Source organism: Pontibacter aquaedesilientis, assembly GCF_014773225.1.
GTDB classification, from domain to species: Bacteria; Bacteroidota; Bacteroidia; order Cytophagales; family Hymenobacteraceae; genus Pontibacter; species Pontibacter aquaedesilientis.
Genome location: NZ_JACXAJ010000004.1, coordinates 112,638 through 138,862 on the forward strand (window position 1 = coordinate 112,638; position 26,225 = coordinate 138,862).

At 50.3% G+C, this 26,225-nt stretch carries 25 protein-coding genes and 1 other RNA gene; 12 read left to right on the plus strand and 14 right to left on the minus strand.

Annotated elements, in window-relative coordinates:
• The first annotated feature begins 5 nt into the window (after positions 1 to 5).
• The gene (locus H9Q13_RS10610; RefSeq protein ID WP_191183780.1) at positions 6 to 989 is read left to right on the plus strand and encodes a pyruvate dehydrogenase complex E1 component subunit beta; all 984 of its coding nucleotides are present in this window, start codon (positions 6 to 8) and stop codon (positions 987 to 989) included.
• Between the two features lie 53 nt (positions 990 to 1,042).
• Here the strand turns inward: H9Q13_RS10610 and H9Q13_RS10615 are convergent, their stop codons facing one another.
• Both H9Q13_RS10615 and H9Q13_RS10620 read right to left on the minus strand, forming a co-directional pair.
• The gene (locus H9Q13_RS10615; RefSeq protein ID WP_191183781.1) at positions 1,043 to 1,981 is read right to left on the minus strand and encodes a YihY/virulence factor BrkB family protein; all 939 of its coding nucleotides are present in this window, start codon (positions 1,979 to 1,981) and stop codon (positions 1,043 to 1,045) included.
• 140 nt (positions 1,982 to 2,121) lie between these two features.
• A complete protein-coding gene (locus H9Q13_RS10620; RefSeq protein ID WP_191183782.1) occupies positions 2,122 to 2,841 on the minus strand; it encodes a class I SAM-dependent methyltransferase in 720 nt (239 codons plus the stop codon).
• Between the two features lie 240 nt (positions 2,842 to 3,081).
• Here H9Q13_RS10620 and H9Q13_RS10625 point away from each other — a divergent pair, with 240 nt between their 5' ends.
• Entirely contained in the window at positions 3,082 to 3,615 is a 534-nt protein-coding gene (locus H9Q13_RS10625) for a DinB family protein (protein WP_191183783.1), read from the plus strand.
• Positions 3,616 to 3,630: 15 nt separating this feature from the next.
• Here H9Q13_RS10625 and H9Q13_RS10630 read toward each other — a convergent pair whose 3' ends face one another.
• Together H9Q13_RS10630 and H9Q13_RS10635 are read right to left on the minus strand one after the other, a co-directional pair.
• The gene (locus H9Q13_RS10630) at positions 3,631 to 4,530 is read right to left on the minus strand and encodes a PhzF family phenazine biosynthesis protein (protein WP_191183784.1); all 900 of its coding nucleotides are present in this window, start codon (positions 4,528 to 4,530) and stop codon (positions 3,631 to 3,633) included.
• Positions 4,531 to 4,599: 69 nt separating this feature from the next.
• Positions 4,600 to 5,205, minus strand: coding sequence for a hypothetical protein (locus H9Q13_RS10635; RefSeq protein ID WP_191183785.1), 606 nt, complete (start codon positions 5,203 to 5,205; stop codon positions 4,600 to 4,602).
• A 493-nt stretch (positions 5,206 to 5,698) separates the two neighbouring features.
• On the opposite strand from H9Q13_RS10635, the gene H9Q13_RS10640 reads away from it, so the two are divergent.
• On the plus strand, positions 5,699 to 6,175 hold the full coding sequence (locus H9Q13_RS10640; RefSeq protein WP_191183786.1) for a nucleoside deaminase: 477 nt from the start codon (positions 5,699 to 5,701) through the stop codon (positions 6,173 to 6,175).
• Between the two features lie 110 nt (positions 6,176 to 6,285).
• Here H9Q13_RS10640 and ffh read toward each other — a convergent pair whose 3' ends face one another.
• Positions 6,286 to 7,623: a signal recognition particle protein gene (gene ffh / locus H9Q13_RS10645; protein ID WP_191183787.1), complete on the minus strand. Its 1,338-nt coding sequence runs from the start codon at positions 7,621 to 7,623 to the stop codon at positions 6,286 to 6,288.
• Positions 7,624 to 7,874: 251 nt separating this feature from the next.
• On the opposite strand from ffh, the gene H9Q13_RS10650 reads away from it, so the two are divergent.
• The gene (locus H9Q13_RS10650) at positions 7,875 to 9,209 is read left to right on the plus strand and encodes a glycosyltransferase family 4 protein (RefSeq protein ID WP_191183788.1); all 1,335 of its coding nucleotides are present in this window, start codon (positions 7,875 to 7,877) and stop codon (positions 9,207 to 9,209) included.
• Positions 9,210 to 9,515: 306 nt separating this feature from the next.
• Here H9Q13_RS10650 and H9Q13_RS10655 read toward each other — a convergent pair whose 3' ends face one another.
• From H9Q13_RS10655 to H9Q13_RS10675, 5 genes are all read right to left on the minus strand, one after another.
• Positions 9,516 to 9,962, minus strand: coding sequence for an SRPBCC family protein (locus tag H9Q13_RS10655; RefSeq protein ID WP_191183789.1), 447 nt, complete (start codon positions 9,960 to 9,962; stop codon positions 9,516 to 9,518).
• Between the two features lie 65 nt (positions 9,963 to 10,027).
• Positions 10,028 to 10,675 (minus strand): DNA alkylation repair protein, encoded by a 648-nt coding sequence (locus H9Q13_RS10660; RefSeq protein ID WP_191183790.1) that lies wholly within the window; start codon positions 10,673 to 10,675, stop codon positions 10,028 to 10,030.
• A 119-nt stretch (positions 10,676 to 10,794) separates the two neighbouring features.
• Entirely contained in the window at positions 10,795 to 11,322 is a 528-nt protein-coding gene (locus H9Q13_RS10665; protein ID WP_191183791.1) for a hypothetical protein, read from the minus strand.
• Between the two features lie 168 nt (positions 11,323 to 11,490).
• Complete coding sequence (locus tag H9Q13_RS10670) at positions 11,491 to 12,003, minus strand: hypothetical protein (RefSeq protein ID WP_191183792.1); 513 nt, start codon at positions 12,001 to 12,003, stop codon at positions 11,491 to 11,493.
• A gap of 214 nt (positions 12,004 to 12,217) precedes the next feature.
• Positions 12,218 to 13,315, minus strand: a complete 1,098-nt coding sequence (locus H9Q13_RS10675; protein ID WP_191183793.1) for a glycosyltransferase family 61 protein — start codon at positions 13,313 to 13,315, stop codon at positions 12,218 to 12,220.
• Positions 13,316 to 13,624: 309 nt separating this feature from the next.
• On the opposite strand from H9Q13_RS10675, the gene pseB reads away from it, so the two are divergent.
• From pseB to H9Q13_RS10710, 7 genes are all read left to right on the plus strand, one after another.
• Positions 13,625 to 14,644: a UDP-N-acetylglucosamine 4,6-dehydratase (inverting) gene (gene pseB, locus H9Q13_RS10680; RefSeq protein WP_191183794.1), complete on the plus strand. Its 1,020-nt coding sequence runs from the start codon at positions 13,625 to 13,627 to the stop codon at positions 14,642 to 14,644.
• A 93-nt stretch (positions 14,645 to 14,737) separates the two neighbouring features.
• Complete coding sequence (gene pseC, locus H9Q13_RS10685; protein WP_191183795.1) at positions 14,738 to 15,943, plus strand: UDP-4-amino-4,6-dideoxy-N-acetyl-beta-L-altrosamine transaminase; 1,206 nt, start codon at positions 14,738 to 14,740, stop codon at positions 15,941 to 15,943.
• Entirely contained in the window at positions 15,933 to 16,670 is a 738-nt protein-coding gene (locus tag H9Q13_RS10690) for a cytidylyltransferase domain-containing protein (protein ID WP_191183796.1), read from the plus strand. The genes pseC and H9Q13_RS10690 overlap by 11 nt, the downstream gene beginning before the upstream one ends.
• Positions 16,671 to 16,790: 120 nt before the next feature.
• Positions 16,791 to 18,275 (plus strand): UDP-2,4-diacetamido-2,4,6-trideoxy-beta-L-altropyranose hydrolase, encoded by a 1,485-nt coding sequence (gene pseG / locus H9Q13_RS10695; protein WP_191183797.1) that lies wholly within the window; start codon positions 16,791 to 16,793, stop codon positions 18,273 to 18,275.
• Between the two features lie 14 nt (positions 18,276 to 18,289).
• Positions 18,290 to 19,333 carry a pseudaminic acid synthase gene (gene pseI / locus H9Q13_RS10700; protein WP_191183798.1) on the plus strand — a complete coding sequence of 348 codons (1,044 nt, stop codon included), beginning with the start codon at positions 18,290 to 18,292 and terminating at the stop codon, positions 19,331 to 19,333.
• Positions 19,334 to 19,336: 3 nt separating this feature from the next.
• Positions 19,337 to 20,650 (plus strand): glycosyltransferase family protein, encoded by a 1,314-nt coding sequence (locus H9Q13_RS10705; RefSeq protein ID WP_191183799.1) that lies wholly within the window; start codon positions 19,337 to 19,339, stop codon positions 20,648 to 20,650.
• A gap of 49 nt (positions 20,651 to 20,699) precedes the next feature.
• Entirely contained in the window at positions 20,700 to 22,172 is a 1,473-nt protein-coding gene (locus H9Q13_RS10710; RefSeq protein ID WP_191183800.1) for a lipopolysaccharide biosynthesis protein, read from the plus strand.
• Positions 22,173 to 22,263: 91 nt separating this feature from the next.
• Here the strand turns inward: H9Q13_RS10710 and H9Q13_RS10715 are convergent, their stop codons facing one another.
• From H9Q13_RS10715 to ffs, 4 genes are all read right to left on the minus strand, one after another.
• The gene (locus H9Q13_RS10715; protein WP_191183801.1) at positions 22,264 to 22,974 is read right to left on the minus strand and encodes a cell division ATP-binding protein FtsE; all 711 of its coding nucleotides are present in this window, start codon (positions 22,972 to 22,974) and stop codon (positions 22,264 to 22,266) included.
• Between the two features lie 6 nt (positions 22,975 to 22,980).
• Positions 22,981 to 23,184, minus strand: coding sequence for a hypothetical protein (locus tag H9Q13_RS10720; protein WP_007654512.1), 204 nt, complete (start codon positions 23,182 to 23,184; stop codon positions 22,981 to 22,983).
• Positions 23,185 to 23,289: 105 nt separating this feature from the next.
• Positions 23,290 to 23,946: a fructose-6-phosphate aldolase gene (fsa, locus tag H9Q13_RS10725; protein WP_007654513.1), complete on the minus strand. Its 657-nt coding sequence runs from the start codon at positions 23,944 to 23,946 to the stop codon at positions 23,290 to 23,292.
• Positions 23,947 to 24,163: 217 nt separating this feature from the next.
• Positions 24,164 to 24,265: signal recognition particle sRNA small type (gene ffs / locus H9Q13_RS10730), an RNA gene on the minus strand.
• A gap of 389 nt (positions 24,266 to 24,654) precedes the next feature.
• Between ffs and guaA the strand changes: the two genes are divergently transcribed.
• Positions 24,655 to 26,184, plus strand: coding sequence for a glutamine-hydrolyzing GMP synthase (gene guaA, locus H9Q13_RS10735; RefSeq protein WP_191183802.1), 1,530 nt, complete (start codon positions 24,655 to 24,657; stop codon positions 26,182 to 26,184).
• Positions 26,185 to 26,225 lie beyond the last annotated feature (41 nt).

Genomic DNA, 26,225 nt, shown 5'->3' on the forward strand with positions numbered 1-26,225 from the left:
TTTATATGCGAAGTATACAGTTTAGAGAAGCCCTTCGTGAAGCTATGTCAGAGGAAATGCGCCGTGACAAGAGCGTTTTCCTGATGGGAGAAGAAGTGGCAGAATATAACGGAGCCTACAAGGTAAGCCAGGGCATGCTGGACGAGTTTGGTCCGGAGCGCGTGATCGATACCCCTATCGCCGAGCTTGGCTTCGCCGGTATTGGTGTGGGTGCATCCATGAACGGCCTGCGCCCGATCGTAGAGTTCATGACTTTCAACTTCTCGCTGGTAGCCATTGACCAGGTGATCAACTCTGCCGCCAAAATGATGTCTATGTCAGGTGGTCAGTATTCCTGCCCGATGGTATTCCGCGGTCCAACCGGAAGTGCAGGCATGCTTTCATCGCAGCACTCTCAGAACTTCGAGAACTGGTATGCCAACACTCCTGGTTTAAAGGTAGTGGTTCCATCTAACCCTTACGACGCAAAAGGTTTGCTGAAGTCTTCTATCCGTGACAACGACCCGGTTATCTTCATGGAATCAGAGCAGATGTACGGCGACAAAGGCGAGGTGCCTGAAGAAGAGTACACTATTCCGATCGGTGTGGCTGACGTGAAGCGTGAAGGTTCTGACGTCACCATCGTTTCTTTCGGAAAAATGATGAAAGTGGTTTTGGCCGCTGCCGACGAACTGGCGAAAGACGGTATTGATGCTGAGGTAATCGACCTGCGCACTGTTCGCCCGATCGACTACAAGACATTGATTGAGTCTGTGAAGAAAACGAACCGCATGGTTGTGGTGGAAGAAGCTTGGCCGCTGGCCTCTATCTCCGCTGAGTTGGCTTACCATATTCAGAGCAATGCGTTTGACTACATGGATGCTCCGGTGAAGCGTGTGACTTGCCGCGACGTTCCGCTTCCTTACGCCCCCACTTTGATCGAGGCCTCGCTGCCAAATGTGGAGCGCACGATCGAGGCTGTGAAGCAAGTAATGTATAAGAAGGCTTAGCTAAGCTGACTTCAAATAGGAAAGGGAAACATCGGCAACGGTGTTTCCCTTTTTCATTTCTTCTTCACCTCTACCTTGCCTGTTTCATGGTCAGTCTCGACCTCCTGTTTCTCCACTTTGACGGCGGTATCAGTTGGTTGTATGCCACGGTCATGCTCTTCGGAATATACCTGCGTAAACTCCGCACCCAGCAGGAAGATAATAGAGGTATAGTAAACCCATACCAGGATGAGCACCAGTGAGCCGGCAGCACCATAGGTATCGGCCAGCGGGTCGTGCTGGAAATAGATGTTGAGAACGTATTTGCCTAGCGTAAAAAGCACCGCAGTCACCACAGCCCCTACCCAAACGTTTGGCCACTTTATCTTGGCATCGGGCAACACCTTGAAAATGGCCGCAAAAATTATGGTGGCAATCAGGATAGAAACCAGCATGTTCCCGATCGTGACCAGGTATACGGCCACTCCTGAAAGCTCCTGCCGGAGGTAGTCATACACAAGGCCCAGCACCACATCAATGGAAAGCGAGACGAGGAGCAAAAATCCAAGGCTTACTACCAGGGCTAATGACAGCAGCCTGCCGACCACCAGCTTGGTCCAGCCTTTCTCTGGTTTGGCTTTGACCTTCCACATAGCATTCAGGGAATCCTGCAAGGCAACGAACACGGTGGTGGCACTGAAGATCATTACCAACACGCCTACCACCGTGCCAATGGTAGTGGCGTCTGATTGGCTGGCATTCTCGATGATGCTCTGCACCTGGGCTGCACTGCTGCGCCCCACGATGCCCCCCACCTGCTTCACTACCTCACCCCGCACGGCATCTTGCCCAAAGGCAGCTCCCGCAATGCGAATGGTGATAATGAGAACCGCAGGCAGCGAAAAGATGGTATAGAAACCGATGATCGCCGCATAGTCCAGCGGATTGTCATCGATAAACTTCTGAAATGTCTGCTTCGTGATCTCCCAGGTTGTCTTAAACTTTTGCTTCATATACCCCTGTCGCTTCAATCTGACCATTGTGGTTGGCTGTAATAAACTTACTGCCCGCCCGCTTACCAGTACTCCAATTTGGCTCAAGAGGATACAACAAGCCCGGTCGCAGGGTATAGCCTACAGGTATACGGACGCCGCTATGCAGACTGCAAGATGAGACGGGCCAGGTAGTTGCCATACTCCCCCTCGTACAGTACTTCGAAGGTATAGCCGTACTCCGCTGCATAATCCTGCAGTATAGCCGGGTCTATGAACAACCAATTGAATTCGCCGGTTTGCTGGTCTTTATAATGCATATTGTAACGCACCTCGCCGTAGTAACCCGCATTCAGGTCCAGCAGTACAGAGCCGTCTTCCTCCTCAAACATGTAGAGTATATCGGAGGACTCCAACAGTAACTGCCCGCCCGGATGGAGCAACTGCCTGACATGCTCCAGAAAGCGCCCCAGTCCTTCCAGGTCACCCGCTATCCCGATGCCGTTCATTAGCAGCAACAAGGTGTCATAGGTTTGGCCCTCAAGCTTAAATACATCCCCCTGTTGAACTCGCTGCACGCCTCTTTGCTTCATGGCATCTACAGCGCCTTCCGAAATGTCAAGCGCCGTCACATGCGCTCCACGCTGCTGAAGCACCAGGCTATGGCAACCGGCTCCGGCTCCCACATCCAGCACCTGCCCTTGGCATTGCTCCAGCGCCAGTTGCTCCAACTCAGGCATTTCGTCCAGCGCCCTGAAAAGGTAAGCCACCGGTATTTCGTCATTTTCTGTTAAGTTGCTTTCTACTACTATGGTAGCCCCTTTATCTCCCTGCAGGTAATCCTGTATGGCAGCGCCTACGGGGTCGTTTTTATAAGCCATTTTCTCTCTGGTTTTTGCGCAAAGAAAACAAATATCCGGCTGTATGTAAAATAGATTTTGAACTTATCTAATTATATATTTCAACTTACACCTGTGTACCATGCTTATTATCAACACATTACTTAAAAAAATATATATAGGAAGGTTGTATTTATTAAAATAATATGTAGATTAGCCCTTACTATCTGACCTAACTATTCGTTTCCTATGAACACAGCTACATTCAGTCACATTCAAGTTATGAACCCATTTTTAGAAGCGCAGTACCTGAAACTCGAGGAGTCCCGAAACAGGCTTCTTGATGAATTGGACGGATTGGATGAGGATTTGTTGAATATGCCCCCGGTAGAGGGGAAGTGGTCTGTCAACCAGATTATAGCCCATCTGATACAGGTCGAGCAACTCACGAACAGCTACATACAGCGCAAGGTGCAAAAGCAGGATTCACTTGAAAACAGGTCGCTGCGCCACTCCTTCCGCTCACTGCTACTCAAACTGGCCCTCAACACCGGCATGAAATTCAAAGCGCCCGAAGCCGTGGCTAATGTACCGGAGAAATCTACGCTCTCTTCTCTAAGAAATCAATGGAATGCCTGCCGGTACCAACTGGAAGACACACTGACGGAGTTACCACCGGAGTTGATGAATAAGTGTGTCTTCAAGCACCCGTACGCCGGCCCCTTGTCGATTTCCCAGACCCTGACTTTCTTGCAGGACCATTTCCTTCACCATGCCCGCCAAATCGCTCATCTGCGCCAGCATCTGTTAAGATAGCCCGCAGCGAAAGCCTTAAATCCAGAACTCGCCCATCTCCATTTGCCTGATCACGATGCCAGCGCCGCCAACCCGGAGGCCGGTGATGTTGCCGTGCTCGTCCAATTCTAGCTGCACTTCTATCTGGCTTGGGGAAGGGTGGCCCATGAGATAGCCTTGATGGATGAGGAAGTTCGTTTTGTGAATGTGCAGGAAATCGTGCAGGTAACAGGCCAGTGGTCCGGCTGCCATCCCTGTGGCCGACTCTTCGGGTATGCCATAGCTGGGCGCAAACATGCGGGCAGAAGCGTCTGCCTCCCCGGCCTCGATGGTAAACACGTAGAAACCCACCAAACCATTTCTGTCTGACAGCTCTTTGATCTGCGCCTGGTCCAATTGAAGGCCCCGCAACGCAACGGCATCCGGCAAGGGGACAAGCAGGAAAGAAACGCCGGTATTGGCGATTACAGGCGGGTGCTCAAATTCAAATCCCTCCGGAAGCCCGAGGGCGTCTATAATGTCATGGGGCACTATACCTGCCGTGTCCAGGGAGGTATAGCTAGGGGCCAATTGCGATTGGTATACCTTGTTGCTGTCGAAGGTAATCAACCTGGGTCCCTCAATAGACTCCTTGATGGCACTCCCGTTTTTCAGCAAACCTTTTTGCCAGAGCAAACTAAAGGCCGCCACCGTGGCATGGCCACAATGCGGGATTTGCCTCACAGGCGTATAAAACTCCACCTTCACGTCGCCTTGGTCTGAAGCGGAGACGAATGCGGTTTCTGAAAGCTCCAGCATGGCTGCAATTTTCTGCCTGCGCTCACGAGGCAGCCGATCGGCGAATAATACAACCCCGGCCGTATTTCCGCCGACTGGGGTATTGGTGAAGGCTTTAACCAGGTATAATTCTGGGGTGATCTGATCGGTGTTGGTCATATGGCTGTTATTACAATCCTATTGTCATGAGTTAATCTTAAAAAAACGAAGCTTTCAATATCCTATCCTTTAATCTCCACCTAAGTCCTCTCCAGTCTCCAACGCGATAAACTCCATTTGAAGGGCTTTAATCTTTACTTCATCTTCATCGGGCAAATCCTGGAGGGCCTCCTTGCGCTGGTTCAACTCCTCCAATACCGTTTTGGCCATTTCCCAGTCCTGATCGCCCCATGTGCCGTGTCTTGCCCTTACATTCTGCATGAAGGTCAGGTAGGCTTGCCTTATATTGCCCGTATTGACAGCTGACCGCTCAGCATACTGTCCCAGGAGGTCACGCTCCCATTCGGCGGTGCGGGCTTTGCGCTCTGCTAGCATTTCACGTTCCCGCTCGCGTGCTTTAAAGTCTTCTTTTACCTGCTGGTAGTCCGATTTCATTTTCTCAGAGAATTTATCCTGCTTGCGGTCTAGCTCCTCGGTTCTTTTGCGGAAGTCTTTTTTGGTCTGCTTCCAGTCTTCTTCCGTACGCTCGGCCAGTTGGCTGGTTTGCGAATTTACCCAAGATCGAAACTCATTAACTTCCCCCTCCACTTCCTGCTCCCGGGTTGTCGTGCAGGAGATGACTACAATAGAAAGAAAAAATACAATAACATGCAGTTTTAAAGACGCTTGCTTCATAAGACTCTAATTTTATAAAATTCGTATGCTTGAAAATCAACTGACAAAATATACCCTTGATAATCAACACTTTCAAGATTCAACTAATGAAATCTTTCTTAATTTTATAATTTCATCAGCTTCATAACCTAGACGGAAAGGGTACCGTATCTATTACAGAAACGCTACTTAATACAATACGAAAATTATATATTTATAAAAACAGATTAACTCATCCTATGATACTGCTCAGCTGAACTACCTTCGTCAGAACAGAGCAACAGTTGGAATAGCTTGCACTACGAGTATGCGGTCAAATGCACAAGTGTAGTGGAAGCTATTACTGTTTCTGTATAGTATACTAATTTTGCTAGGTTTAGGATGAACTATACCTGTTAATCGTCCTACAAAATTTCTCCTCCATCATCCATTCGGTAAACTTCGCCTCGGTCTTCCCAGCCGCGTTACTTCTTCAGTCATATTTGCGTATGGTTGATTCTAGCAATTGACAAAGATGATACATCAGAAAGAAGAGTTCATGCGGGAAGCGATACGCCTGTCTATCGAGAAAATGGAAGCTGGGTTTGGCGGACCATTCGGTGCTGTAGTGGTTCGGAATGGGGAAATCATTGCACGGGGCTATAACAATGTGCTGGCCACCAACGACCCCACAGCGCATGCCGAGGTGGATGCCATCCGGAAAGCCTGCCAGGCGCTGGGAACCTACCAGCTAACCGATTGTGAGCTCTATACCAGCTGCGAACCTTGCCCGATGTGCCTGGGTGCAATTTACTGGGCCCGCCCCAGCAAGGTATACTATGCCAACACAAAAGCCGATGCCGCCCATATCGGCTTTGATGACCAGTTTATTTACGAAGAGCTGGAGAAAGACATGTCGCAGCGGTTTATCCCGATGGAACAGCTGCTCCGCGAGGAGGCGTTGGCGGGCTTCAGGGCATGGGAAATAAAGATGAACAAGACACTTTACTAGCAGCTGCTATACCTTACACTCATCAATTGGGCCAGGTATGTAACACAAAAAAGCCCGGGCTATACCTAGAGAAAGGTATAGCCCGGGCTTTTACAGGTATAGCAAACAGCTTAGCGGCGTCCCATCATTTTGGCAAGGTTGGCCATACCACCTTTGGTACCGGCCATCTTGTTCATCGAGCGCATCATCTTGCGCATGTCGTTGAACTGCTTCATCAGGTTGTTTACCTGTGTGATGTCCGTGCCAGAACCCTTGGCGATACGGGCACGACGGCTTCCGCTGATCATGTCCGGGTTTTCGCGCTCCTGCGGTGTCATGGATTTGATAATGGCCTCGATTGGCTTAAAGGCATTGTCATCGATCTCCACATCTTTCAGGGCTTTGCCAACACCCGGTATCATACCTACCAGGTCTTTGATATCACCCATCTTCTTGATTTGCTCAAGCTGTGTCAGGAAGTCGTCGAAGTTGAACTGGTTTTTGCGGATCTTCTTGTTGATGCGCTTCGCCTCGTCCTCATCGAAAGCCTGCTGTGCACGCTCCACCAGGGAAATCACGTCACCCATGCCGAGGATACGCTGAGCCATACGATCCGGGTAGAACAGGTCCAGCGCCTCCATTTTCTCACCAGTGGAGATGAACTTGATCGGCTTCTCTACTACGGCACGAATGGAAAGGGCGGCACCACCACGGGAGTCACCGTCGAGCTTGGTCAGTACCACACCGTTGAAGTCGATGCGGTCATTGAAGGTCTTGGCTGTGTTCACCGCATCCTGACCCGTCATGGAGTCTACCACGAACAGAGTCTCGGTTGGCTTCACGGCTGCCTTGATCTCGGCTATCTCTTTCATCATCGCCTCGTCCACGGCCAAACGACCGGCGGTGTCAATGATGACTACTTTCTTATTTGTTTTCTTGGCATGTGCCACGGCGTTCAGGGCAATCTGAACCGGGTTTTTGTTATCCAGTTCGGTATAGGCCTCTACACCAACCTGCTCGGCCAGCACCTGCAGCTGGTTGATCGCAGCCGGACGGTACACGTCGCAGGCAGCTACCAGCACGCCACGGCCCTGCTTCTTGAGGTAGTTTGCCAGCTTGCCCGTGAAAGTTGTTTTACCAGAACCCTGCAGACCCGCGATCAGGATGATAGCCGGCTCACCTTTCAGGTTGATGTCCTGTTTCTCGCCCCCCATCAACTCGGTCAGCTCCTCATACACGATCTTCACCATCAGCTGGCCTGGAGACACAGAGATCAAAACGTCGCGGCCCATGGCCTCGTCCTTGATCTTATCGGTCACTGTTTTGGCTACTTTATAGTTCACGTCGGCGTCTACCAGGGCACGGCGTACCTCCTTGATAGTCGCGGCCACGTTGATCTCGGTTATGCTTCCCTGTCCTTTGAGGGTCTTAAAGGCGCGGTCTAGTTTGTTACTTAGATTATCAAACATCTCTTTAATTCTGGATTTACCTACAAAACTAAGGAATATCAGGAATAGTTGCTACAAATTGCAGGTAACAGTTATTCAGTTATTGGTAAGCAGTATACAATTAGTAATTTCTAACTTTCATTTATGAGTTAAGTATAAACTGTTCACTGATAACTGTTCACTGATAACTGCTAAGAGTTTATTGATAACTGTTTATTGTTTACTGTTTACTGTTAAATATCTTTGGGGAAGAAGTTACTTGCAAGATCGCTTTGAAAAACACTGACCTGACCAACCTGCTATACATCTCCTATTACTGGCCGCCTTCCGGTGGACCGGGCGTGCAGCGTGGACTTAAATTTTGCAAGTACCTGCCCGCTTTTGGTGTGCAGCCCGGTATACTGACCGTGGATGAGAAACAGGCTTCCTACCCTGTGCTGGACCATAGCTTTGAAAAGGAAGTTCCGCCAGGTATAGCCGTTTACCGCACAGCCACTTCCGAGCCCTTTGAATATTATAAGAAACTGTCCGGCAAGAAGGAGATTCCCTACAGTGGTTTTGCCAATGAAGAGGCGAAGACCGGTTTTCTGGACAAGGTGTTTAAGTTTCTGCGTGGCAACCTGTTTATACCTGACGCCCGCGTTGGCTGGAACAAACATGCCCTCAAAAAAGCCAATGAACTGCTGCAGGCCGGGAAGTACCAGGCGATATTGACAACCAGTCCGCCCCACTCCACCCAACTGATCGGGCTGAAGCTGAAGGATAGGTATAAACTGCCCTGGGTGGCCGACCTCCGCGACCCCTGGACCAACATCCACTACTACTACCAGCTATACCATACGCCTATTGCCAAGCGCATCGACAAAAAGTACGAGTTGCAGGTGCTGGAGCAGGCCGATGCCGTGATCGTAACCAGTGAGGATACCAAGCGCCTGTTCCTGAACAAACCGATCAAGATCGACCCGGGCAAGATACACGTGATCCCGAACGGGTACGATGAGGATGACTTCGTATACCCTTCCGCACCGCCACAGGACACTTTCCTGATCACTTATGCCGGCACCATTACCGAGAACTATAATATCGATGTGTTTCTGAAAACGCTGGCGCACCTGAAGTCCGCGCACAGCGACATCAGGTATAAGCTGCGGTTTGTGGGGAAGGTATCAGAAGGAGTAAAACGCCGCATCGAGCAGGCTGGTCTGGAAGGTATAGTGGAATACATTCCGCATGTACCGCACCACGAGGCTATTAAATACCTGATGGAGAGCACCATGTTACTCCTGGCGATTGCCGATGTGCCGAGCATGTACGCCAACGTGCCGGGTAAGCTGTTTGAGTACCTGGCCTCCAATAAACCCATTGTGTGCCTGGGGCCTGTGCACTCCGACGCTGACCGCATCATTGACGAGTGTGGAGCTGGACGACTTTTCCACTACACAGCCTACGACCTGATGCTCGACCATATGACGCAGATGAGCAAGGCCTGGAAACTTAACACCAATCTAGATTTGCCTTACATCAACCACTCCCAGTTTTCGAGAAGGGCCCTGACGGAGGAGTTGGCCAAAGTGGTGAAAAGCCTTGCCGGGAAGAAGGCGGTGTAACTTAGCAAGGGATAGCTTTATTCGACATGCTGGCTCTCCGCCTTGCGCTGGTCCAGGAATAGCTTAACGAATAGTAAGACCATTATTAGTCTATACCCCCTGTATACCCATATATTAGCCTCCCAAAAAAGGATATCGTATGTCTCTGCCGGGTTTATAAAGGAGATGACAAAGTCTGTAAAGGCAGCAGCGCCCAATATTAAATAAATGATTTTCAGTGCTCTCATTTGAGGTTTAAACGGTTAGGTATAGTAGAAATGGCTGTCACTCCTTTTGCAAGCAATCTTGCTTATCGGGCAAGGTGCGTTATGAATTTCCAGGTCCGTCCAGGTGATTCTTGAGTGCTTCCTGGATGAAATAGCCCCATCCTTGTACGGCACTCTCTCTTTTGAACTCAGGTATGTCTTCTTCGAAATCTTCGATCACTTCAAACCGGAGCGCTAACTCCGACTTATTGGCTTTCTCTGCTACCTTAAAACTAACGAGGGCAGTACCTGAGTACCCTTTGTACCGCCACTCGTAGGCAACTTTTTTGGCCGGAATAACTTCTGTCACTTTCCATGAATGCGGAAAAATCCGGTCCTGCACTTGTACATTAAACTGTGTTTCAAAACCTACCTTGGGCTCAAACGAGGATATTTCCTTAAAGTACCACTGTTGCATTTCATCAGGATTCGTGATAGCCTTCCATACATCCTCAGATGAGGCGTCGTAAGTTTGCTGCACAACGATCGGGTTCTCTGTCTTTTTCACTCTAAAAGCATTAATTGTCTATAGCTGAAGCGCAGCCTGTTTGGCAAAAGGTAAAAGCGTCCTAATTAGGCTTTCCTTCTCTTACTGACTTCGATTTCGATGAATGCCGGCAAATAGCTTGGGGTACATCCCTTTGCCACCATTTCGTCTCTGTACAGCCCGGTTTTCTCGCCTATCAGCATGCAACGGTTCCGATACTTTTCATCATACACACCAATCCAGGCAGCTGTGAAATTCATTGCCCATTGCACTTCTGGTGCTTCGCTGGCCAGGTTAGCTTCAATTTTTGAAAGTAATTCGGGCGTATTATCCGGGGGAGTCTGTCCTGTCCATCGCAACCTAGCCTGATAGTACCAATAAGTGCGCCTTTGAAGGGCCAATGGGCTATTCTCCCAAGCTTGAATTAAGGCGACTGTTTTCTTGTCCTTCATCAGTTGATTGGCCATAAACCATTCCATCAAATGGTTTTTCTCATCAAAAGTATGGATATCCATGCTCCTGGTTAACTCATCAATCAGTTCTTGAGAAAGCAGCTTCTTGTCTATTATCAGCGACGCCAGGAGTCTGGGATAGTACTCACCTGTCGACCATAACTCCATGGCCAACGCATGGTTTTTGTTAATCTCCTTGGCCATTTTTTTCAGGTCCCCTAACTTAGTGGACGTAGCACTTACCTGAAAGCGAACTTCTTGCGCTGCTGGCGATAAATTCATAAAGGTCTCCTTTTTATGATTTAAAACTACCTGGCGGTATAAAATGCACAATGCCCTGTAAGGGACTTTGCTAAAGTGTGACGTAATGGATGTTTAGGTATAGTAGCTACAAGCAATGTTTAATCAAACAGTCCAAGGGCTTTGAAAACTTCACTCTTCTTTTTCTGGAAAAGTTCAGCGATGTTCTCACCGTTAAGCCCTGACCACACTCCCTTTTCATTTTTTATAACAGGGTCGTACTGATACTTCTGGTGATAAAACCTATTGTCCTTTTCGTATTTTGAAAGGTATAACATCACAAATTCGTAGTTCTCAAACTCAGGGCGGCCGTAGTGGTCAAACGCCACAAAAGTGATGGTATCCTGCTGCAAGTTGTTAAATACTGACTTCTCTACTTTGTATCTAGCTGTAAACCCTTGGTCAAAATAGATGACTTTCTGAACAACCGTATCACCATTGAATCCAATAAAGGTTTCTGTTGCACTTGTATCTCTTTTTAGATTTTCAACTGAGATTTTCTGTCCAATGAAAGCGTACAAATTAACATCACTATCTTCTTCGTAAAAGTCTGGTCCAGCTGGAGTCCTAACAGATTTGCAACTCCCTAAGATAAACAAGAGCAATAAAATGCATAGGGTATGTTTCATAATAATAGTCATGGCTAACCGGTACTAGTGTAGCAGGTGCGCTGCGATAGCAAGCTTAACTGCTAAACTTTGTTGGAGAATAGTTGTTTTTATTCGTTCCGGTCGTAGCTGTCATATACACTATGTTACAGGGATTAAGTACAAGTTTATATACCAAGCTTAGTTAAGTTAAAAATATAAAAATCTAAAACTATAAATAAACAGAGCTATTCCTCCAACAGTAAAGGATAAAGCTAACAATCCAAATTTCAATTTTTGCTGGCTTGTCCATTTTTCAAACTGCCTAAAATAGGACATATATCTATCCTTTTGAAAAACCGCTAAATGGCATATAGTAAAAGCCAATCCTAGACAGACTAAGAAAGGTTTCCATGAAAAACCAATTGGATGCGTGAGTAGACTGTTTAACATAAGAAAAACTGCCCAAATTAACATAAACATGATTATGGTCAATCCGCCCCCTGATACCTTAATACTAAACCCAAACCTTTCATCGCACCACAGTCCGTTGACTACCTCCTTGTGGCTTGTACCCTGTTGTTCAAACTTTCTCTTTACCGCTGGAATTTCTCCTAATAGCATAAAAGGGTTGAGCTTGTTAGTTAGCAGGTGACGTTTGTAATCTGCTTTGTACCAACAGTAATGGATGGCGTTGAGTAATAATTCGACTTTTTTAATCATTATGTGATGGGTATGATGACACTTGATTCTGCTTTGAACATATTTATCACTAACTCATAGTTCTGTAAGCATATATGCCAATGAAGCCTGATTATAATTCCTATTGACACCAACTACTGTATAGCAGGAGTACCTACTCCCACTATCTACAATGTATATGGCGTACTCCATTTTCAGAATGCTTCCAATCTCCCATAAATTTAATCAAATATTCTTATTCAGCTATACTTGTCAACCACTTATCCACCTCTTGTGCATCTACAGTATAATTTTCCAGCTTATCTCCTTCAGTACCCACCACGGCGCTATACCTGAAACAAAGCCCTTTGCACAGCAGGAAATAATGCGTTTTGATCAGGTTTGCCGGATGAAGCTCCAGCACCTGACACTGCTCTGAGAATAGCAGATTGGTCAGTCCGGCACCGTGCGGAGCAATAACGGCTTCGGCATCATAGAATAGTTGGACCTGCTGTTGGTAAGTCAGTTCCTCGGCCCGCACCACCTCAAAGCCATACCTGTCAAGCAGCGGCAGCAGCGCTTGCTCATTCAGCACCCGGCGGGTCCTGGCATTGGCACGGCTGATGAAGATGCGCTTTTTGTGTTTGCCGCGCTGCACCCCGTAGCCACGCCATAACTTGTCGCGCAGCCAAGCTCCGATGTCAGGGGGCAGATAACCGCTCTGCGCATTAGCCACAAACGAAGGCAGCACAAACTCCTCTACCTGCCATTTCTCATGCTTGCCAATGTACACCACCTCAGCTTGCGGATAGGCCTTCGCCACAAATGCCAGTGTCTCCAGCTGGTATGCCGCCATGTCGCGGCGCATGATGATTTTGATCGGCTCTTTTATATTTTCCAGCACCAGGTATAGCCGTGGCAGGCAATCGAAGAACCAGTGGTAATTGTTCTGCCCAGCCCAGGGCAGGTGCAGTACGGAGGTATAGATGCCTTTCTTTTGCTTCGGCAACAGCAGCGACACTTCCTTAAACGCCTCGGATTTAGCCAGCCGGCTCACCTCTCCCACCGACTCTACTACCACTTTGCCATCCAGTACTGCCGCTCCCGAGTTGCCTAGGAACTCTACTCCCCGCAGCCTCACCACATACTGGGCTTTTTGTCTGTAGCCCAGGCTATAGTCTATCGCGTAATTGAAACTTACTGCCGACTGCTCCAGAAATGCAGTTTCTGAATCATCAAAATGAAGCACGAAACTCTCTGCCAGTGTTATTCTGCCCGGATGGTGCAGCACCGAGGTATAGCGCGAGTAATAGCCCAGGGTATGGAGTAAGCCAAAAAATGCCTTTGTCAGCATGGAAACGTTTAGAAGTTAGAAAGTTGAATTTTCCGTATGGACAGGCCGCGAGCTGTTCGAATTGTGCACCCAAACTGTCCGAATTCTGAACAGTTGCAATTTATGGACATCATTTCACAATCAGCCATCAACAATTTAGCCATCCAACCATTCAACCATTATCAATCAGCAATTAACAATTTACCCATTCAACAACCAACAATTAACAATCAACTAGCAACAATTTAAGCAATCAACAATTAAATATTTAACTTGCAGCATGGCTTGGGTTACAGATACCGGGCCGGAGTATTAAGCTAAAAATGAAGCATGGCATTAGACCTTAACAATAAGTCTATACTGGTAACGGGCGGCACGGGCTCGTTCGGAAAAAAGTTCGTGGAGATGGTATATGCCCGCTTTCCGGACGTAAAACGACTTGTCATCTATTCCCGCGATGAGCTGAAGCAGTTCGAGATGTCGCAAACTTTCCCGAAGAGCAAATACGATTCGGTGCGCTACTTTATTGGCGATGTGCGCGATGGCGAACGCTTTAAGCGGGCTTGCGAAGGGATTGACATCATCATTCACGCCGCCGCCATGAAACAGGTGCCCGCTGCCGAGTATAACCCGATGGAGTGCATCAAAACCAATGTGCTGGGTGCTGAGAATATCATCAATGCCGCCCTGGACACGGGTGTGAAGCATGTCGTAGCACTTTCGACCGATAAGGCCGCTGCTCCGATCAACCTCTATGGCGCTACCAAGCTTTGCTCTGACAAGCTTTTTGTGGCTGCCAACAACATGAAAGGCAAGCGTGACATCAAGTTCTCGGTAGTGCGTTACGGCAACGTGATTGGTTCTCGCGGGTCGGTGGTTCCCTTTTTCCTGAACAAGCGCCAAGAAGGTGTGCTGCCAATCACGCATCCGGAAATGACCCGCTTCAATATTTCGCTGGAAGAAGGCGTGGAGTTGGTTTTCCATGCGCTCGAGCACCATTGGGGCGGCGAGATTTTTGTGCCAAAGATACCGTCTTATGTGATTACCGACCTGGCAGAGGCCATTGGTCCGAACTGCCAGCAGGAAGTGGTAGGTATACGTCCCGGCGAAAAGCTGCACGAGGAGATGATCACGGAAACCGACTCACTCAACACGGTGGAACTGGACAAATACTACGTGATCCTACCTTCTACCCCACTCTGGCAAGTGGACGATTTCATGAAAGCTCACCAAGGCAAGATGGTGGAGTTAGGCTTCAAATACAACTCCGGCACCAACACCGAATGGCTCAGTGTGGAGCAGCTCCGTGCCCAGATCCGGGAGCACGTGGACCCTAATTTTAATGTATAATAACAAAAGACTGATGATGGATAGGTAGCCATCGGTGCTGCCTCTGTACTCATCACTATTTGTTGCATATCTTTACTCATTAATAAAGAACTCGTGACACAGCACTCAGAACTCAGCACTCCAATCCCTTACGGCCGCCAGCACATCACCGAAGTCGACATACAGGCCGTGGTAGAAACGCTGCAATCGGACTTCCTGACGCAGGGGCCGAAAGTAGCCGAGTTTGAGCAGGCCTTCGCCCAGTATGTGGGAGCCAAATACGCCGTGGCCGTGAGCAACGGGACGGCCGCCCTACACCTGTGTGCCATGGCTTTGGGTGTAAATGAAGGCTCATGCGTGATCACCACGCCCATCACCTTTGTGGCCTCGGCCAACTGCGTGCGCTACTGCGGCGGCACGGTGGAGTTCTGCGACATCGACCCGGCAACGGCCCTCATCGACCTGGACAAACTGCGCCAGATGGTTGAGAGCAAGCCCAAAGGCTACTATAGTGGCGTCATCCCGGTTGACTTCGCGGGCAATCCCGTTAACCTCGAGGAGCTTCGAAAGCTGGCCGACGAGCACGGGCTGTGGATCATCGAGGACGCCTGCCACGCCCCTGGCGGCTACTTCACAGACAGCCGGGGCGAAAGACAGCTGTGCGGCAACGGCCGCTACGCCGACCTGGCCATCTTCTCCTTTCACCCTGTCAAGCACATCGCCACGGGCGAGGGCGGCATGGTGACCACCAACGACGAGGAACTCTACAAAAAACTACTGCTTTACCGCACCCACGGCATCACCCGCGACCCAGCCCTGCTGGAAGAGAACCACGGCGGCTGGTACATGGAGATGCAGGCCCTGGGCTACAACTACCGCATGCCGGACATGCTCTGTGCCCTGGGCATTTCGCAATTGAGTCGTGCCGACGAGGGACTTGCCAGAAGAAAGGAAATCGCCCAAGTATACGACGCTGCCTTTGAGGGCTTTGCAAGTATAGCGGTACTGGGCACCAGCCCGGGGGCGCTCGATGAAAAAGGCGGAACCGGCCATGCCTACCATCTCTACGTGATTCAGGTGCAGGACCGCAAAGGACTTTATGACTTCCTGCGTGAGCATAATATTTTTGCGCAGGTGCACTACATCCCGGCCCACACCATGCCTTATTACCGCAGCCTGGGATACAGGAAAGGAGATTTCCCGGAGGCCGAGCACTACTACAGCCAGTGCCTGAGCCTGCCCATGTACCCGACCCTGACAGCGGACGAGCAGCGATTTGTAATTGAGAAAGTGAAGGAGTTTGTAGCCAATGACAACTAAGAAGGTAGGCGTTATTTCACAGGCCCGCATGACCAGTACCCGTCTGCCAGGCAAAGTGTTGCTAAAGGCCGGTGGCAAAACCATGCTGCAGCACCACGTCGACAGACTGCGAGATGCTGGGCTGGATGTTTATATCGCTACTACCCAAAATACCTCCGACGACCCAATCGCGGCTTATGCTGCACAGGCGAACATACCTTGCTACCGGGGCGATGAGCACAACGTGCTGAGCCGTTTCTACGAGTGCGCACTTCGATATGGGCTGGATGTGATCGTTCGGGTCACTTCAGACTGTCCGCTCATCGATGGGCAGCTCATAGCGGACGCGGTGCAGCAGTATCTTGCCTGGGATGACGAAGCCGTATACCTGTCCAACGCTTTGCAACGCACTTTCCCACGGGGTTTCGACTTCGAGATATTCTCCTTCGGCCTGCTCAAAGAAGCTTTCCAAAACGCTACCCTGACAGCTGACTTGGAACATGTAACGCCCTATATCAACCAGAACAAAAGCGGACGCGTTACATTACGGCACTATACACAGGACAAAGACGCGAGCCAATTCCGCATCACACTCGACACCCCGGAGGATTTTGAACTTATCAGCCTCCTAATGGAGCAGCACGGGGCACATAAACTGAGTGGAGACGAGATTATGCTGTTGCTGGAAAACCACCCGAAACTCCAAAATATCAATGCACACGTAGAGCAGAAAAAGCTCGGGGAATAAATTAAAATGAGTAATGAAACATGATTGATGAACCTCGGGACTTGTTGTATCTATTGGCTAAGACCCATTCATCATCCTGACTTCTTCATTAAGCCTCCTTATTCTTCATTTTAAAATGCTATGGACCAGAAGCAGCGCATCATTTTTAGGGCAGACGGGAACAGCCGTATCGGGTTGGGCCATGTGACACGTTCGCTGGCGCTAGTGCACATGCTGCAAAAGGAGTTTGAGTGCGTATTTGCCATTCAGTCGCCCGACCTGGCCCTTCGTGAACGCATACAGGAGGTTTGCCAGGGTGTGATCGTGCTGCCCCCTTCAGATTCTTCCGAGGCCCGTTTTAACCACGAGCTGGACGCGTATGTTTCCAGTGAGGAGATCGTAGTGCTCGACGGCTATCACTTTGAAACGGAATACCAGCAAAACCTTAAAAACCGGGGGGCCGCTGTTATTTGCATCGATGACATACACGCCTATACCTTCGTGGCCGACGCCGTGATTAACCAGGCAGGCGGTGTATTGCCGGAGGTATATCAGACGGCGCCTTACACTAAATTATTGTTGGGCCCTGCCTATGCCCTGCTGCGGCCGGCCTTTCTGAGAGCTTCACGCGCCACCAGATCTTTGCCTGCCGGCGAATTGCGGGTACTTGTCTGCATGGGTGGAGCCGATCCGGATAATCATACCTTGCAGGCATTGCAGGAGCTTCAGTCACTGACAACCGTGAAGCAGGTGGAAGTGGTGGTGGGCAGCGCCTATTCCCGATTGCACGCACTAAAGGAATGGCTGAAAGGCAAGCCAGATTACCGGCTGCACCGCAACCTGTCGGCCGAAAGCATGCGCCGCCTGATGACCAAATGCCACGCCGCCATTACCTCGGCCAGTGGCATTTCCTATGAATACGCCGCCGTGGGTGGCCTGCTCTTCGTGAAGCAAACGGCCGACAACCAGGCCGGCATGCACCACTTCCTGACTACGGAAGGTATAGCCAGTGATTACGGTGCGTTGTTGCAGCAATTGAAAAAGGGTATAAGTGAAGTTAGCTTCCAGAAACAGCTTGCCGCGCAGCGCCGCCACTTTGACGGCAGAAGCGATGAGAGGCTCAGGCAGGTTTTCCAGCAGCTGGGGTTAGCGGCTGGCTTACGGCTACGTGTAGCAACTATAGATGATCTGCAACTGCTATTCGGCTGGGCAAACGATCCGGCTGTTCGCCAGCACTCCTTTAACCCTGCCCCTATTCCATTGGAAGACCACACCCGTTGGTTCCATCGCAAACTTGACAACCCCGACACGATACTTTATATTGCTGAGGCAGGCAAGGTGCCTGCTGCACACATTCGCTTCGACATCCAGGGCAACACCGCCACCATCAGCTACCTGATCGGGGCAGATTACCGGGGCAAGGGCCTTGGGCATGCCATCCTGCTAAAAGGTGTGCAGCAGCTTTTAAAGCAGCGCCCCGATGTGCAGTTGGTGGACGGTTTAGTTCAGCCGGAGCATAAAGCCTCTGTCCGCTCATTTGAAAAAGCCGGATTTGCATACGGCAAAGCAGACAGCGAGCATCCGAAAGCACATCGTTTTGTGCTGGAACGAAACACGAAGGTATAGTTTAGCATACAGAAATGATCAACGATATCAGTATAGCCGATCGCCTGATCGGCCCATCGCACAGGCCTTTTATTATCGCCGAAATGTCGGGCAACCACAACCAGTCACTGGAGCGGGCCCTGGCCATTGTGGACGCAGCCGCCGACGCTGGGGCCGACGCCATCAAACTGCAGACCTACACGGCCGATACCATGACCCTGCCGGGCGCCTTCACCATTTCGGATGAGGGCTCGCTGTGGAAGGGACGCGAACTGCATGACCTTTACAAAGAGGCTTATACCCCCTGGGAGTGGCACCGGCCCATTTTCGAACGGGCCAAAGAGCGGGGGATGCTTGCCTTCTCCTCCCCTTTCGACGAAACAGCGGTGGATTTCCTGGAGAGCCTGGACGCGCCCCTTCATAAAATAGCCTCCTTCGAGAACACCGACCATCCGCTGCTGCGCAAGGTGGCCGCCACCGGCAAGCCCGTGATCATGAGTACCGGCGCCGCCACGGTGCAGGAAGTGGCCGAGGCCGTGCAGGTGCTCCGCGAGGCGGGCTGCCAGCAGCTGATCCTGCTCAAGTGCACCTCCACCTACCCGGCCACGCCTGAGAACACCAACCTGCGCACCATCCCCCACATGCGGGAGCTTTACAATGTGCAGGTAGGCCTTTCGGACCATACCATGGGCGTGGGCGCTTCGGTGGCCGCCGTGGCGCTGGGCGCAACCGTGATCGAGAAACACTTCACCCTTAGCCGCGCCGACGGCGGCGTGGATTCGGCCTTTTCACTGGAGCCAGAGGAGCTGAAATCCCTTGTGGTGGAGTCGGAAAGAGCCTGGCTGGCGCTGGGACAGGTGCAGTACGGCGTGCAGCGGGCTGAGGAGAAGAGCCGCCTGTTCAAGCGCTCGGTGTACGCTGCCAGAGACATCATGGCCGGCGAAACGCTGACAAAGGAAAACATCCGCGTGATCAGGCCGGGCTTGGGACTGGCGCCGAAGCACTACGAAACCTTGCTCGGAAAAACGGCCACACAGGATATCAAAGCGGGCACTCCGTTCAGTTGGGACATGGTATAGCGCATGAAAGACTGGTACGCCCTTTACCGTAACATGCTATACCTGCATTTTTCGGAAGGCTTTTATAACCTGCCGGAAAGCGCGAAAAATGCCGCTTCTCCCAGCAACCCATTATTGCGTTTGCTGCGGATGGCCGGCTATACTCTAGTCCGGCTATTCGGCAATTTGTTTAAGCAGGTAGAGCAGCCTGAAAAACTGCAGGGCAAGGTATGGCTCTATGTAGTCAGCCAAAACAACTACGACAGTCTGCACTTTTTGCGAGCAGGCATACCCGACGCGGTGATGGTAGCCGGACAGAGCAAGGCAATCGGCAGGTATAATCCGGTGGTGGCCCGTCTCTCGCTCCGCAAAAAGCTGCTTTATTACTATAAGTTTCTGCCGCTGTTCTTTCGGTTTCTGACACAGAACAGCAAGAGCACCCTTCGCTTTGTGGATTTGCTTTACGACTCAATCGGTTTCTATGAGGTATACCTGCAGAAGCTCAAAAAATACAGGCCACAGGCCATCGTATTCGCAAATGACCACAACGCCGACGCACGGGCTATGCTGCTGGCGGCAAAAGCACTGGGAATAAAAACCATATACATTCAGCACTCCAGCATCAGTCAGTTATTCCCCCCGCTCAACTTTGATTTAAATTTGCTCGAAGGCCAGGATGCGTTGGATAAGTACAGGCAATGCGGCCCGGTGGATGGCCGTGTGGAGTTTATCGGTATGCCCAAAGCGGACAAATTCGTGAAGCTGCGTAACCACCGCCCAGCTGTTCGAACAGTAGGTATAGCCTGCAACCTGATGGACAGACTGGAAGAGGTCGAGGCTCTGCTAAAGGCCATGACCGGTACTTTCCCTTTGCTGCGCATCATTCTCCGTCCCCACCCCCGCGATACACGCAGCTATACTTTTGCCCAGCGGCTTAGCCCTCACATCAGCCTGTCGGACGTGGGTCAGCAATCAGTTTTCGAGTATTTGCAGGAACTGGAAATGCTCATCAGCGGAAACTCAGGTATACACCTGGAGGCGGTGCTGCTCAATGTATGGTCAGTTTATTTCAACTTCAACCCAAAAGAGGAACTGCATGACTACTATGGTTTTGTAAAGCATGGGTTGGTAGAGGAAGTAACTTCTTTTGCAAGTTTACAGCCACTGCTGCAGCAAGGTATAGCCCGAAAGCCCGACGTATACCTGCGGGCAACATACTACAGTGCCACCGTGGGCACCGCCTACGACGGCAAAAGCAGCGAACTGGCCGTGCAGCACCTCAACTCTTTTCTGGGCCGGGCGCAGGCGGTCGAAAATAAGCCCCTGCCGCTTCAATAGATAAATACTATATTTGTCTTTTACATCTTCAGTTTACTTCACCTGTAACATGCCTAATCTCCAGCGCGAGGGAATTTGGAACACGATCATTTCATACGCTGGCATTGCCATCGGCTATGTGAACACGATTCTGCTCTTCCCAAATTACCTGGCGGAGGAAGAAGTAGGCCTTACCCGGCTACTGATACAGATATCGGTGATGTTTGCGCAGTTCTCGGCGCTAGGCTTTGTGAACATGAGTGTGCGCTACTTCCCGTATTTCAGGGACAAGGGCAAGGAGCATCATGGCTTTCTGTTTCTGCTGCTGGCTATACCTGTGCTGGGCTTTGCCGCCATTTCAGGCCTGTACCTCCTCTTCAAACCGGTGGTGATCGATTACTACATCGAGAACTCTCCCCTGCTGCTGGATTACTATTACTTTGTTATTCCGCTGGCCTTTTTCACGCTGCTGTTTAACCTGCTTACGGCTTATCTGCGCTCCCTTTTCAAAACCATCATATCGTCTTTCGCCCAGGACTTCCTGCTCCGCATTCTCACTGCGCTGCTTATTGGCCTGTATGCTTTCGACTGGATAGGTTTCCGGGAGTTTGTGCTGCTCTACATCGTCATCAACGCCATCATCACGCTGTCGCTCATCGTGTATGCCTTGTGGCTCAAGCAACTGTTTCTGCGCCCCAGCTGGGCAGCCCTGCGCATTGTACCCCTGCGCGAAATGCTGTACTTCGGCTTTTTCACCTTTCTGGGCAATATCTCCGTCACCATCATCACAACGGTCGATCAGATTATGATCAGCTCTTACAGTTTGGGGGACAATGGTATCTATACCACAGCTTTCTTCATGACCAGTGCCATCATGGTACCGGCCCGCTCTATCTTCAAGATCGCTTTCCCGCAGGTGGCCGAGTACTGGAAAGACCAGGATATGGTGGGCATGGAGAAACTCTACAAGCAGATCACGCTCATCAACCTCATCATCGGGCTGCTCCTGTTCATTGGCATCTGGGCGAACATCGACAACCTTTTTTCTTTTATGCCGGAAACCTATCGGGCCGGAAAATATGTGGTGCTGTTTCTGTCGATGGCCCGCATCATCGACCTGGCCACAGGTATAAACGGCATCATACTGGCTACATCTGAAAAGTACCGTTGGGATTTGCTCTTCAATATGGTGTTGGCGGGACTAACGGTCTGGACCAACTATGTCTTTATACCTTTGTATGGCATAAACGGAGCGGCCCTGGCGTCGATGATCTCTTATGTGGCAATTAATCTGCTGCGCCTGTTTTTCGTGCAGTGGATCTACAAAATGCAACCTTTCGCCTGGACTTCAGTCGTTGTCACGGTTATCGCGGCTGCCGCTCTGGGCACTTCCTACCTACTCCCTTTCCTGGACAATAAATACCTCGACATACTGGCGCGTTCTCTCCTTATTTCCACTGTTTATATGGGGCTATTGCTCAGCCTGCGGGTATACCCTGAAATGAATCAGTGGCTGCAGAACATGATGCGGAAGATCGTATAAGGGCACAAAAATTCGCCCTGCACCGCTTCAATTGCTGAAGTAAGCTCAGAAAAAGATGGTTTAAATGCTAGAATAAGATTGCTGCGCTAGGTTAATAACCCGTGGTCAGGGTGAAGGTCTCCACCTTTGAATCCAGCACTTTGCCGTTTTCGCACTTGAGCACCCGGTGTGGATAGCGGTTGATGATCTCGTAATTGTGCGTGGCCATCAGTATAGCAGTGCCACTGTTGTTGATTTCGTTGAAAAGTTTCATGATGCCATCCGCCACAATCGGGTCGAGGTTACCCGTCGGTTCGTCGGCCAGCAGGATAACAGGCTCATTTAGCAGGGCACGGGCTACCACAATGCGTTGCTGCTCACCGCCAGATAGTTGGTGGGGCAGTTTGTTTGCTGCTGCATCCAACCCAACGCGCATCAGCACTTCAGAAATACGCTGCTTACGCTTCGATTTGTCTTTCCATCCGGTGGCTTTCAGTACGAAAGCCAGGTTCTCGGCTACGCTTCGGTCAAACAGCAGCTGGAAGTCCTGAAAAATGATGCCGATCTTGCGGCGCAGGTAGGGCACCTGCTTGCGTGGCAGCTTGTTCAGTCTGAAATCCGCGATAGCGGCCGTACCTGTCAGGAGCGGCAAGTCGCCATATAGAGTTTTCAAAAGTGAGCTCTTCCCGCTTCCTGTACGGCCGACCAGGTATACGAACTCGCCTTTCTCAATGTCAAAATTGACACTGCTCAGCACGGTGTTCACATCCTGATAAATAGCGACATCGCGCAGCGATACTACGGGGGAAGAAGAAAAACTCATATGCACTTAAATGTCTAATTGCTGCAATTTACCAAACTCAAGGGACTCTATCAGCGCAGCCAGCGCCTCCTCTTTCCCCTCCAAGCCATAGCGGTCGAGGTTCTTGAGCGGACGGTCTGCCCTAAAATAGGCGATCAGCACGAAATTATCGTCGCGCAGCTGAATGTAATCCGGAATTTTGGCTTTGCCCTTTACTTTGATGATGTACATCTTGAGGAATTAAGAATTTAGAATTAAGAATTAGGAATGACCTGATTTGTTTCAGTTTTCACCTGCACAATTCTTAATTCCTAATTCTTAATTCCTAATTAACTCTTACTTATTGCCTTTGGCGTGGTCGGCCAGAAACTTCTGCAGGCCAATATCGGTCAGCGGGTGGTTCAGCAGTCCCGTGATGACAGAAAGCGGGCAGGTTACTACATCGGCCCCCAACTCAGCGCACTGCACCAGGTGCATCACGTGACGCACAGAGGCCGCCAGTACTTGCGTCTGGTAACCATAGTTGCCGTAAATATGCACAATCTGCTCGATTAGCTGCAGACCATCTGTTGAAACGTCATCGAGACGGCCTACAAATGGAGACACATAGGTAGCACCCGCTTTAGCCGCCAGAATAGCCTGACCTGCTGAGAACACCAGCGTACAGTTGGTCTTGATGCCACGCTCGCTGAAATGACGGATCGCCTTCACGCCTTCGCGGGTCATCGGCACCTTCACTACGATGTTCGGGTGCAGCTCGGCCAGCAATTCGCCCTCGCGTACCATGCCATCGAAGTCAGTTGCGATTACTTCCGCGCTGATGTCGCCATCCACGATCTCGCAAATCTGCTTGTAGTGTGCCATCACGTTGTCGTGGCCGAAGATGCCCTCTTTGGCCATCAAGGATGGGTTGGTGGTAACACCGTCGAGCACACCAAGGTCGTGTGCTTCCTGAATTTCCTGCAGGTTTGCAGTATCAACAAAGAATTTCATAATACTGAGGATCTAGATTTGCTTACAAATCTAACGCAATATGCCCTAAGTCAAAAGCCATAAGCCAAAAGATGCGGGACAATTTAGGTATAGTGCCGGAAAATACGGGTGATTCCGATTTCGTCAAGCAGTTAGAGGGGGTTGCAGCAGATGCAACGAGGTACAGGCTTGAAACAAAAAGACCGGCAGCAAGGCCGGTCAGAAAAGTATGGGCAAAAAAAAGTGGCAAACCAACATCGCGCCGCTTCAACCATCTACCCTTGCTGCCTTCCGGCCCTGGGGGAGTTCGACGGGAGCTGGCCGTGCCGATTTGCCATTGCAAAGGTACGAAGATTATGATTCAGCGCAAATAAATTATGCAGAATAATGCCGTATTGGCAATAAGTTGTGGGGAGCTCGCTCATAATCAGCTGGTTCAACGCAAAAATATTCAGGACTTTGTTACCTGGATTTGATCTAAATGGCCTACATCCTCCACCAAGTTTAATCACTGCTTCCATGCTGAAGGTATAGGTTTAGCCGCTCGATCATACCTATACATAATAGCCTCCTGCATTCAACCCTTCATCTTACCTCATGCTTGTTGGCCTCACCCGTTCAACCCTTATGGCTACTGTCACTGGCAAATGAGCCGAAAATTGACCCTAATAAACAAAACATATATCCCCTATTTTTGGCAAAAACCCCTAAAGTGCCTTACCTTTGCGCATGCCAGAAAAAATACTGATTCTCGACTTCGGCTCCCAGTACACCCAGTTAATTGCAAGACGGGTGCGTGAGCTTAATGTATATTGTGAGATTTACCCTTACAATAATGTTCCAGAACTCACTGATGACGTCAAAGGCGTTATCCTCTCGGGCAGCCCCTGCTCCGTGCGCGACCAAGAACACCCCACCATCGATCTGAGCCAGTTTATGGGCAAACTCCCTTTGCTGGGCGTATGCTACGGAGCGCAACTGATCGCCTATGAGCACCAGGGCGAAGTAACTCCTTCTACCATCCGCGAGTACGGCCGCGCCAGACTTTCCGAACTGCACACCGCCAACCGCCTCATGAAAGAACTCACACCGGGTTCTGTGGTTTGGATGTCGCATGGCGATACTATTAAGGAGATTCCAGACAATTTCGAAGTAATAGCCAGTACCGAATCTGTGCGTGTGGCCGCTTACAAGCTGCGTGATCAAGAGACTTATGGCATACAGTTCCACCCGGAGGTAACGCACTCTGATGAGGGCAAAACCCTGCTCCGCAATTTCGTGGTGCACATCTGCGATTGCCAGCAAGACTGGACATCGGAGCAATTCGTAGAGGCAACCGTGGCAGAATTACAGCAGCAGTTAGGCAACGACAAAGTGGTGCTCGGCCTTTCAGGCGGTGTGGACTCCAGCGTAGCCGCTATGCTTATTCACCAGGCCATCGGCAAAAACCTCTACTGTATCTTTGTAGACAACGGCCTGTTGCGCAAAGACGAGTTCGAATCAGTACTGGACTCTTATAAGCATATGGGCCTGAACGTGAAAGGCGTTGACGCAAAGGATAGATTTTATACAGCACTGGCCGGAATCTCGGATCCGGAAGGCAAACGCAAGGCAATTGGTCGCGTATTTATCGAAGTGTTCGACGACGAGGCACACCAGATTGAAGATGTAAAGTGGCTGGCGCAGGGCACGATCTACCCGGATGTGATTGAGTCGATGAGCGTGAAGGGCCCTTCCGCCACGATCAAGTCGCATCACAACGTAGGTGGTCTGCCGGACTTCATGAAGCTGAAAGTAGTAGAGCCACTCAAGGCGCTGTTCAAAGACGAAGTGCGCTTGGTGGGTAAAACCCTGAAAATCGACGATAACATCCTGGGCCGCCATCCTTTCCCAGGACCTGGCCTGGCAATCCGTATACTGGGTGACATCACTCCGGAAAAGGTACAGGTTTTGCAACAAGTGGATCATATCTTCATCAGCAACCTCAAAAAATCAGGACTGTATGACGAGGTATGGCAAGCTGGCGCTATCCTGACACCGGTGCAGTCAGTGGGTGTGATGGGCGATGAGCGTACCTATGAAAATGTGGTGGCGCTTCGCGCCGTAACGTCCATCGACGGGATGACGGCGGACTGGAGCCGTTTGCCGTATGAGTTTTTGGCCGACGTGTCGAATGAGATCATCAACAAGGTGAAAGGCGTTAACCGCGTTGTGTACGATATCAGCTCCAAGCCACCGGCCACTATCGAGTGGGAATAGTTTTAATGAGTGATTGAGTGAATGAGCGGATGAGTGAATGG

Bases quoted from the DNA above. Each gene is read 5' to 3' on its own strand.
- H9Q13_RS10610 (WP_191183780.1), top strand. From the start codon at position 6: ATGCGAAGTATACAGTTTAGAGAAGCCCTTCGTGAAGCTATGTCAGAG.
- H9Q13_RS10615 (WP_191183781.1), bottom strand. From the start codon at position 1,981: ATGAAGCAAAAGTTTAAGACAACCTGGGAGATCACGAAGCAGACATTT.
- H9Q13_RS10620 (WP_191183782.1), bottom strand. From the start codon at position 2,841: ATGGCTTATAAAAACGACCCCGTAGGCGCTGCCATACAGGATTACCTG.
- H9Q13_RS10625 (WP_191183783.1), top strand. From the start codon at position 3,082: ATGAACCCATTTTTAGAAGCGCAGTACCTGAAACTCGAGGAGTCCCGA.
- H9Q13_RS10630 (WP_191183784.1), bottom strand. From the start codon at position 4,530: ATGACCAACACCGATCAGATCACCCCAGAATTATACCTGGTTAAAGCC.
- H9Q13_RS10635 (WP_191183785.1), bottom strand. From the start codon at position 5,205: ATGAAGCAAGCGTCTTTAAAACTGCATGTTATTGTATTTTTTCTTTCT.
- H9Q13_RS10640 (WP_191183786.1), top strand. From the start codon at position 5,699: ATGATACATCAGAAAGAAGAGTTCATGCGGGAAGCGATACGCCTGTCT.
- ffh (WP_191183787.1), bottom strand. From the start codon at position 7,623: ATGTTTGATAATCTAAGTAACAAACTAGACCGCGCCTTTAAGACCCTC.
- H9Q13_RS10660 (WP_191183790.1), bottom strand. From the start codon at position 10,675: ATGAATTTATCGCCAGCAGCGCAAGAAGTTCGCTTTCAGGTAAGTGCT.
- H9Q13_RS10665 (WP_191183791.1), bottom strand. From the start codon at position 11,322: ATGAAACATACCCTATGCATTTTATTGCTCTTGTTTATCTTAGGGAGT.
- H9Q13_RS10670 (WP_191183792.1), bottom strand. From the start codon at position 12,003: ATGATTAAAAAAGTCGAATTATTACTCAACGCCATCCATTACTGTTGG.
- H9Q13_RS10675 (WP_191183793.1), bottom strand. From the start codon at position 13,315: ATGCTGACAAAGGCATTTTTTGGCTTACTCCATACCCTGGGCTATTAC.
- pseB (WP_191183794.1), top strand. From the start codon at position 13,625: ATGGCATTAGACCTTAACAATAAGTCTATACTGGTAACGGGCGGCACG.
- H9Q13_RS10690 (WP_191183796.1), top strand. From the start codon at position 15,933: ATGACAACTAAGAAGGTAGGCGTTATTTCACAGGCCCGCATGACCAGT.
- pseG (WP_191183797.1), top strand. From the start codon at position 16,791: ATGGACCAGAAGCAGCGCATCATTTTTAGGGCAGACGGGAACAGCCGT.
- pseI (WP_191183798.1), top strand. From the start codon at position 18,290: ATGATCAACGATATCAGTATAGCCGATCGCCTGATCGGCCCATCGCAC.
- H9Q13_RS10705 (WP_191183799.1), top strand. From the start codon at position 19,337: ATGAAAGACTGGTACGCCCTTTACCGTAACATGCTATACCTGCATTTT.
- H9Q13_RS10710 (WP_191183800.1), top strand. From the start codon at position 20,700: ATGCCTAATCTCCAGCGCGAGGGAATTTGGAACACGATCATTTCATAC.
- H9Q13_RS10715 (WP_191183801.1), bottom strand. From the start codon at position 22,974: ATGAGTTTTTCTTCTTCCCCCGTAGTATCGCTGCGCGATGTCGCTATT.
- H9Q13_RS10720 (WP_007654512.1), bottom strand. From the start codon at position 23,184: ATGTACATCATCAAAGTAAAGGGCAAAGCCAAAATTCCGGATTACATT.
- fsa (WP_007654513.1), bottom strand. From the start codon at position 23,946: ATGAAATTCTTTGTTGATACTGCAAACCTGCAGGAAATTCAGGAAGCA.
- guaA (WP_191183802.1), top strand. From the start codon at position 24,655: ATGCCAGAAAAAATACTGATTCTCGACTTCGGCTCCCAGTACACCCAG.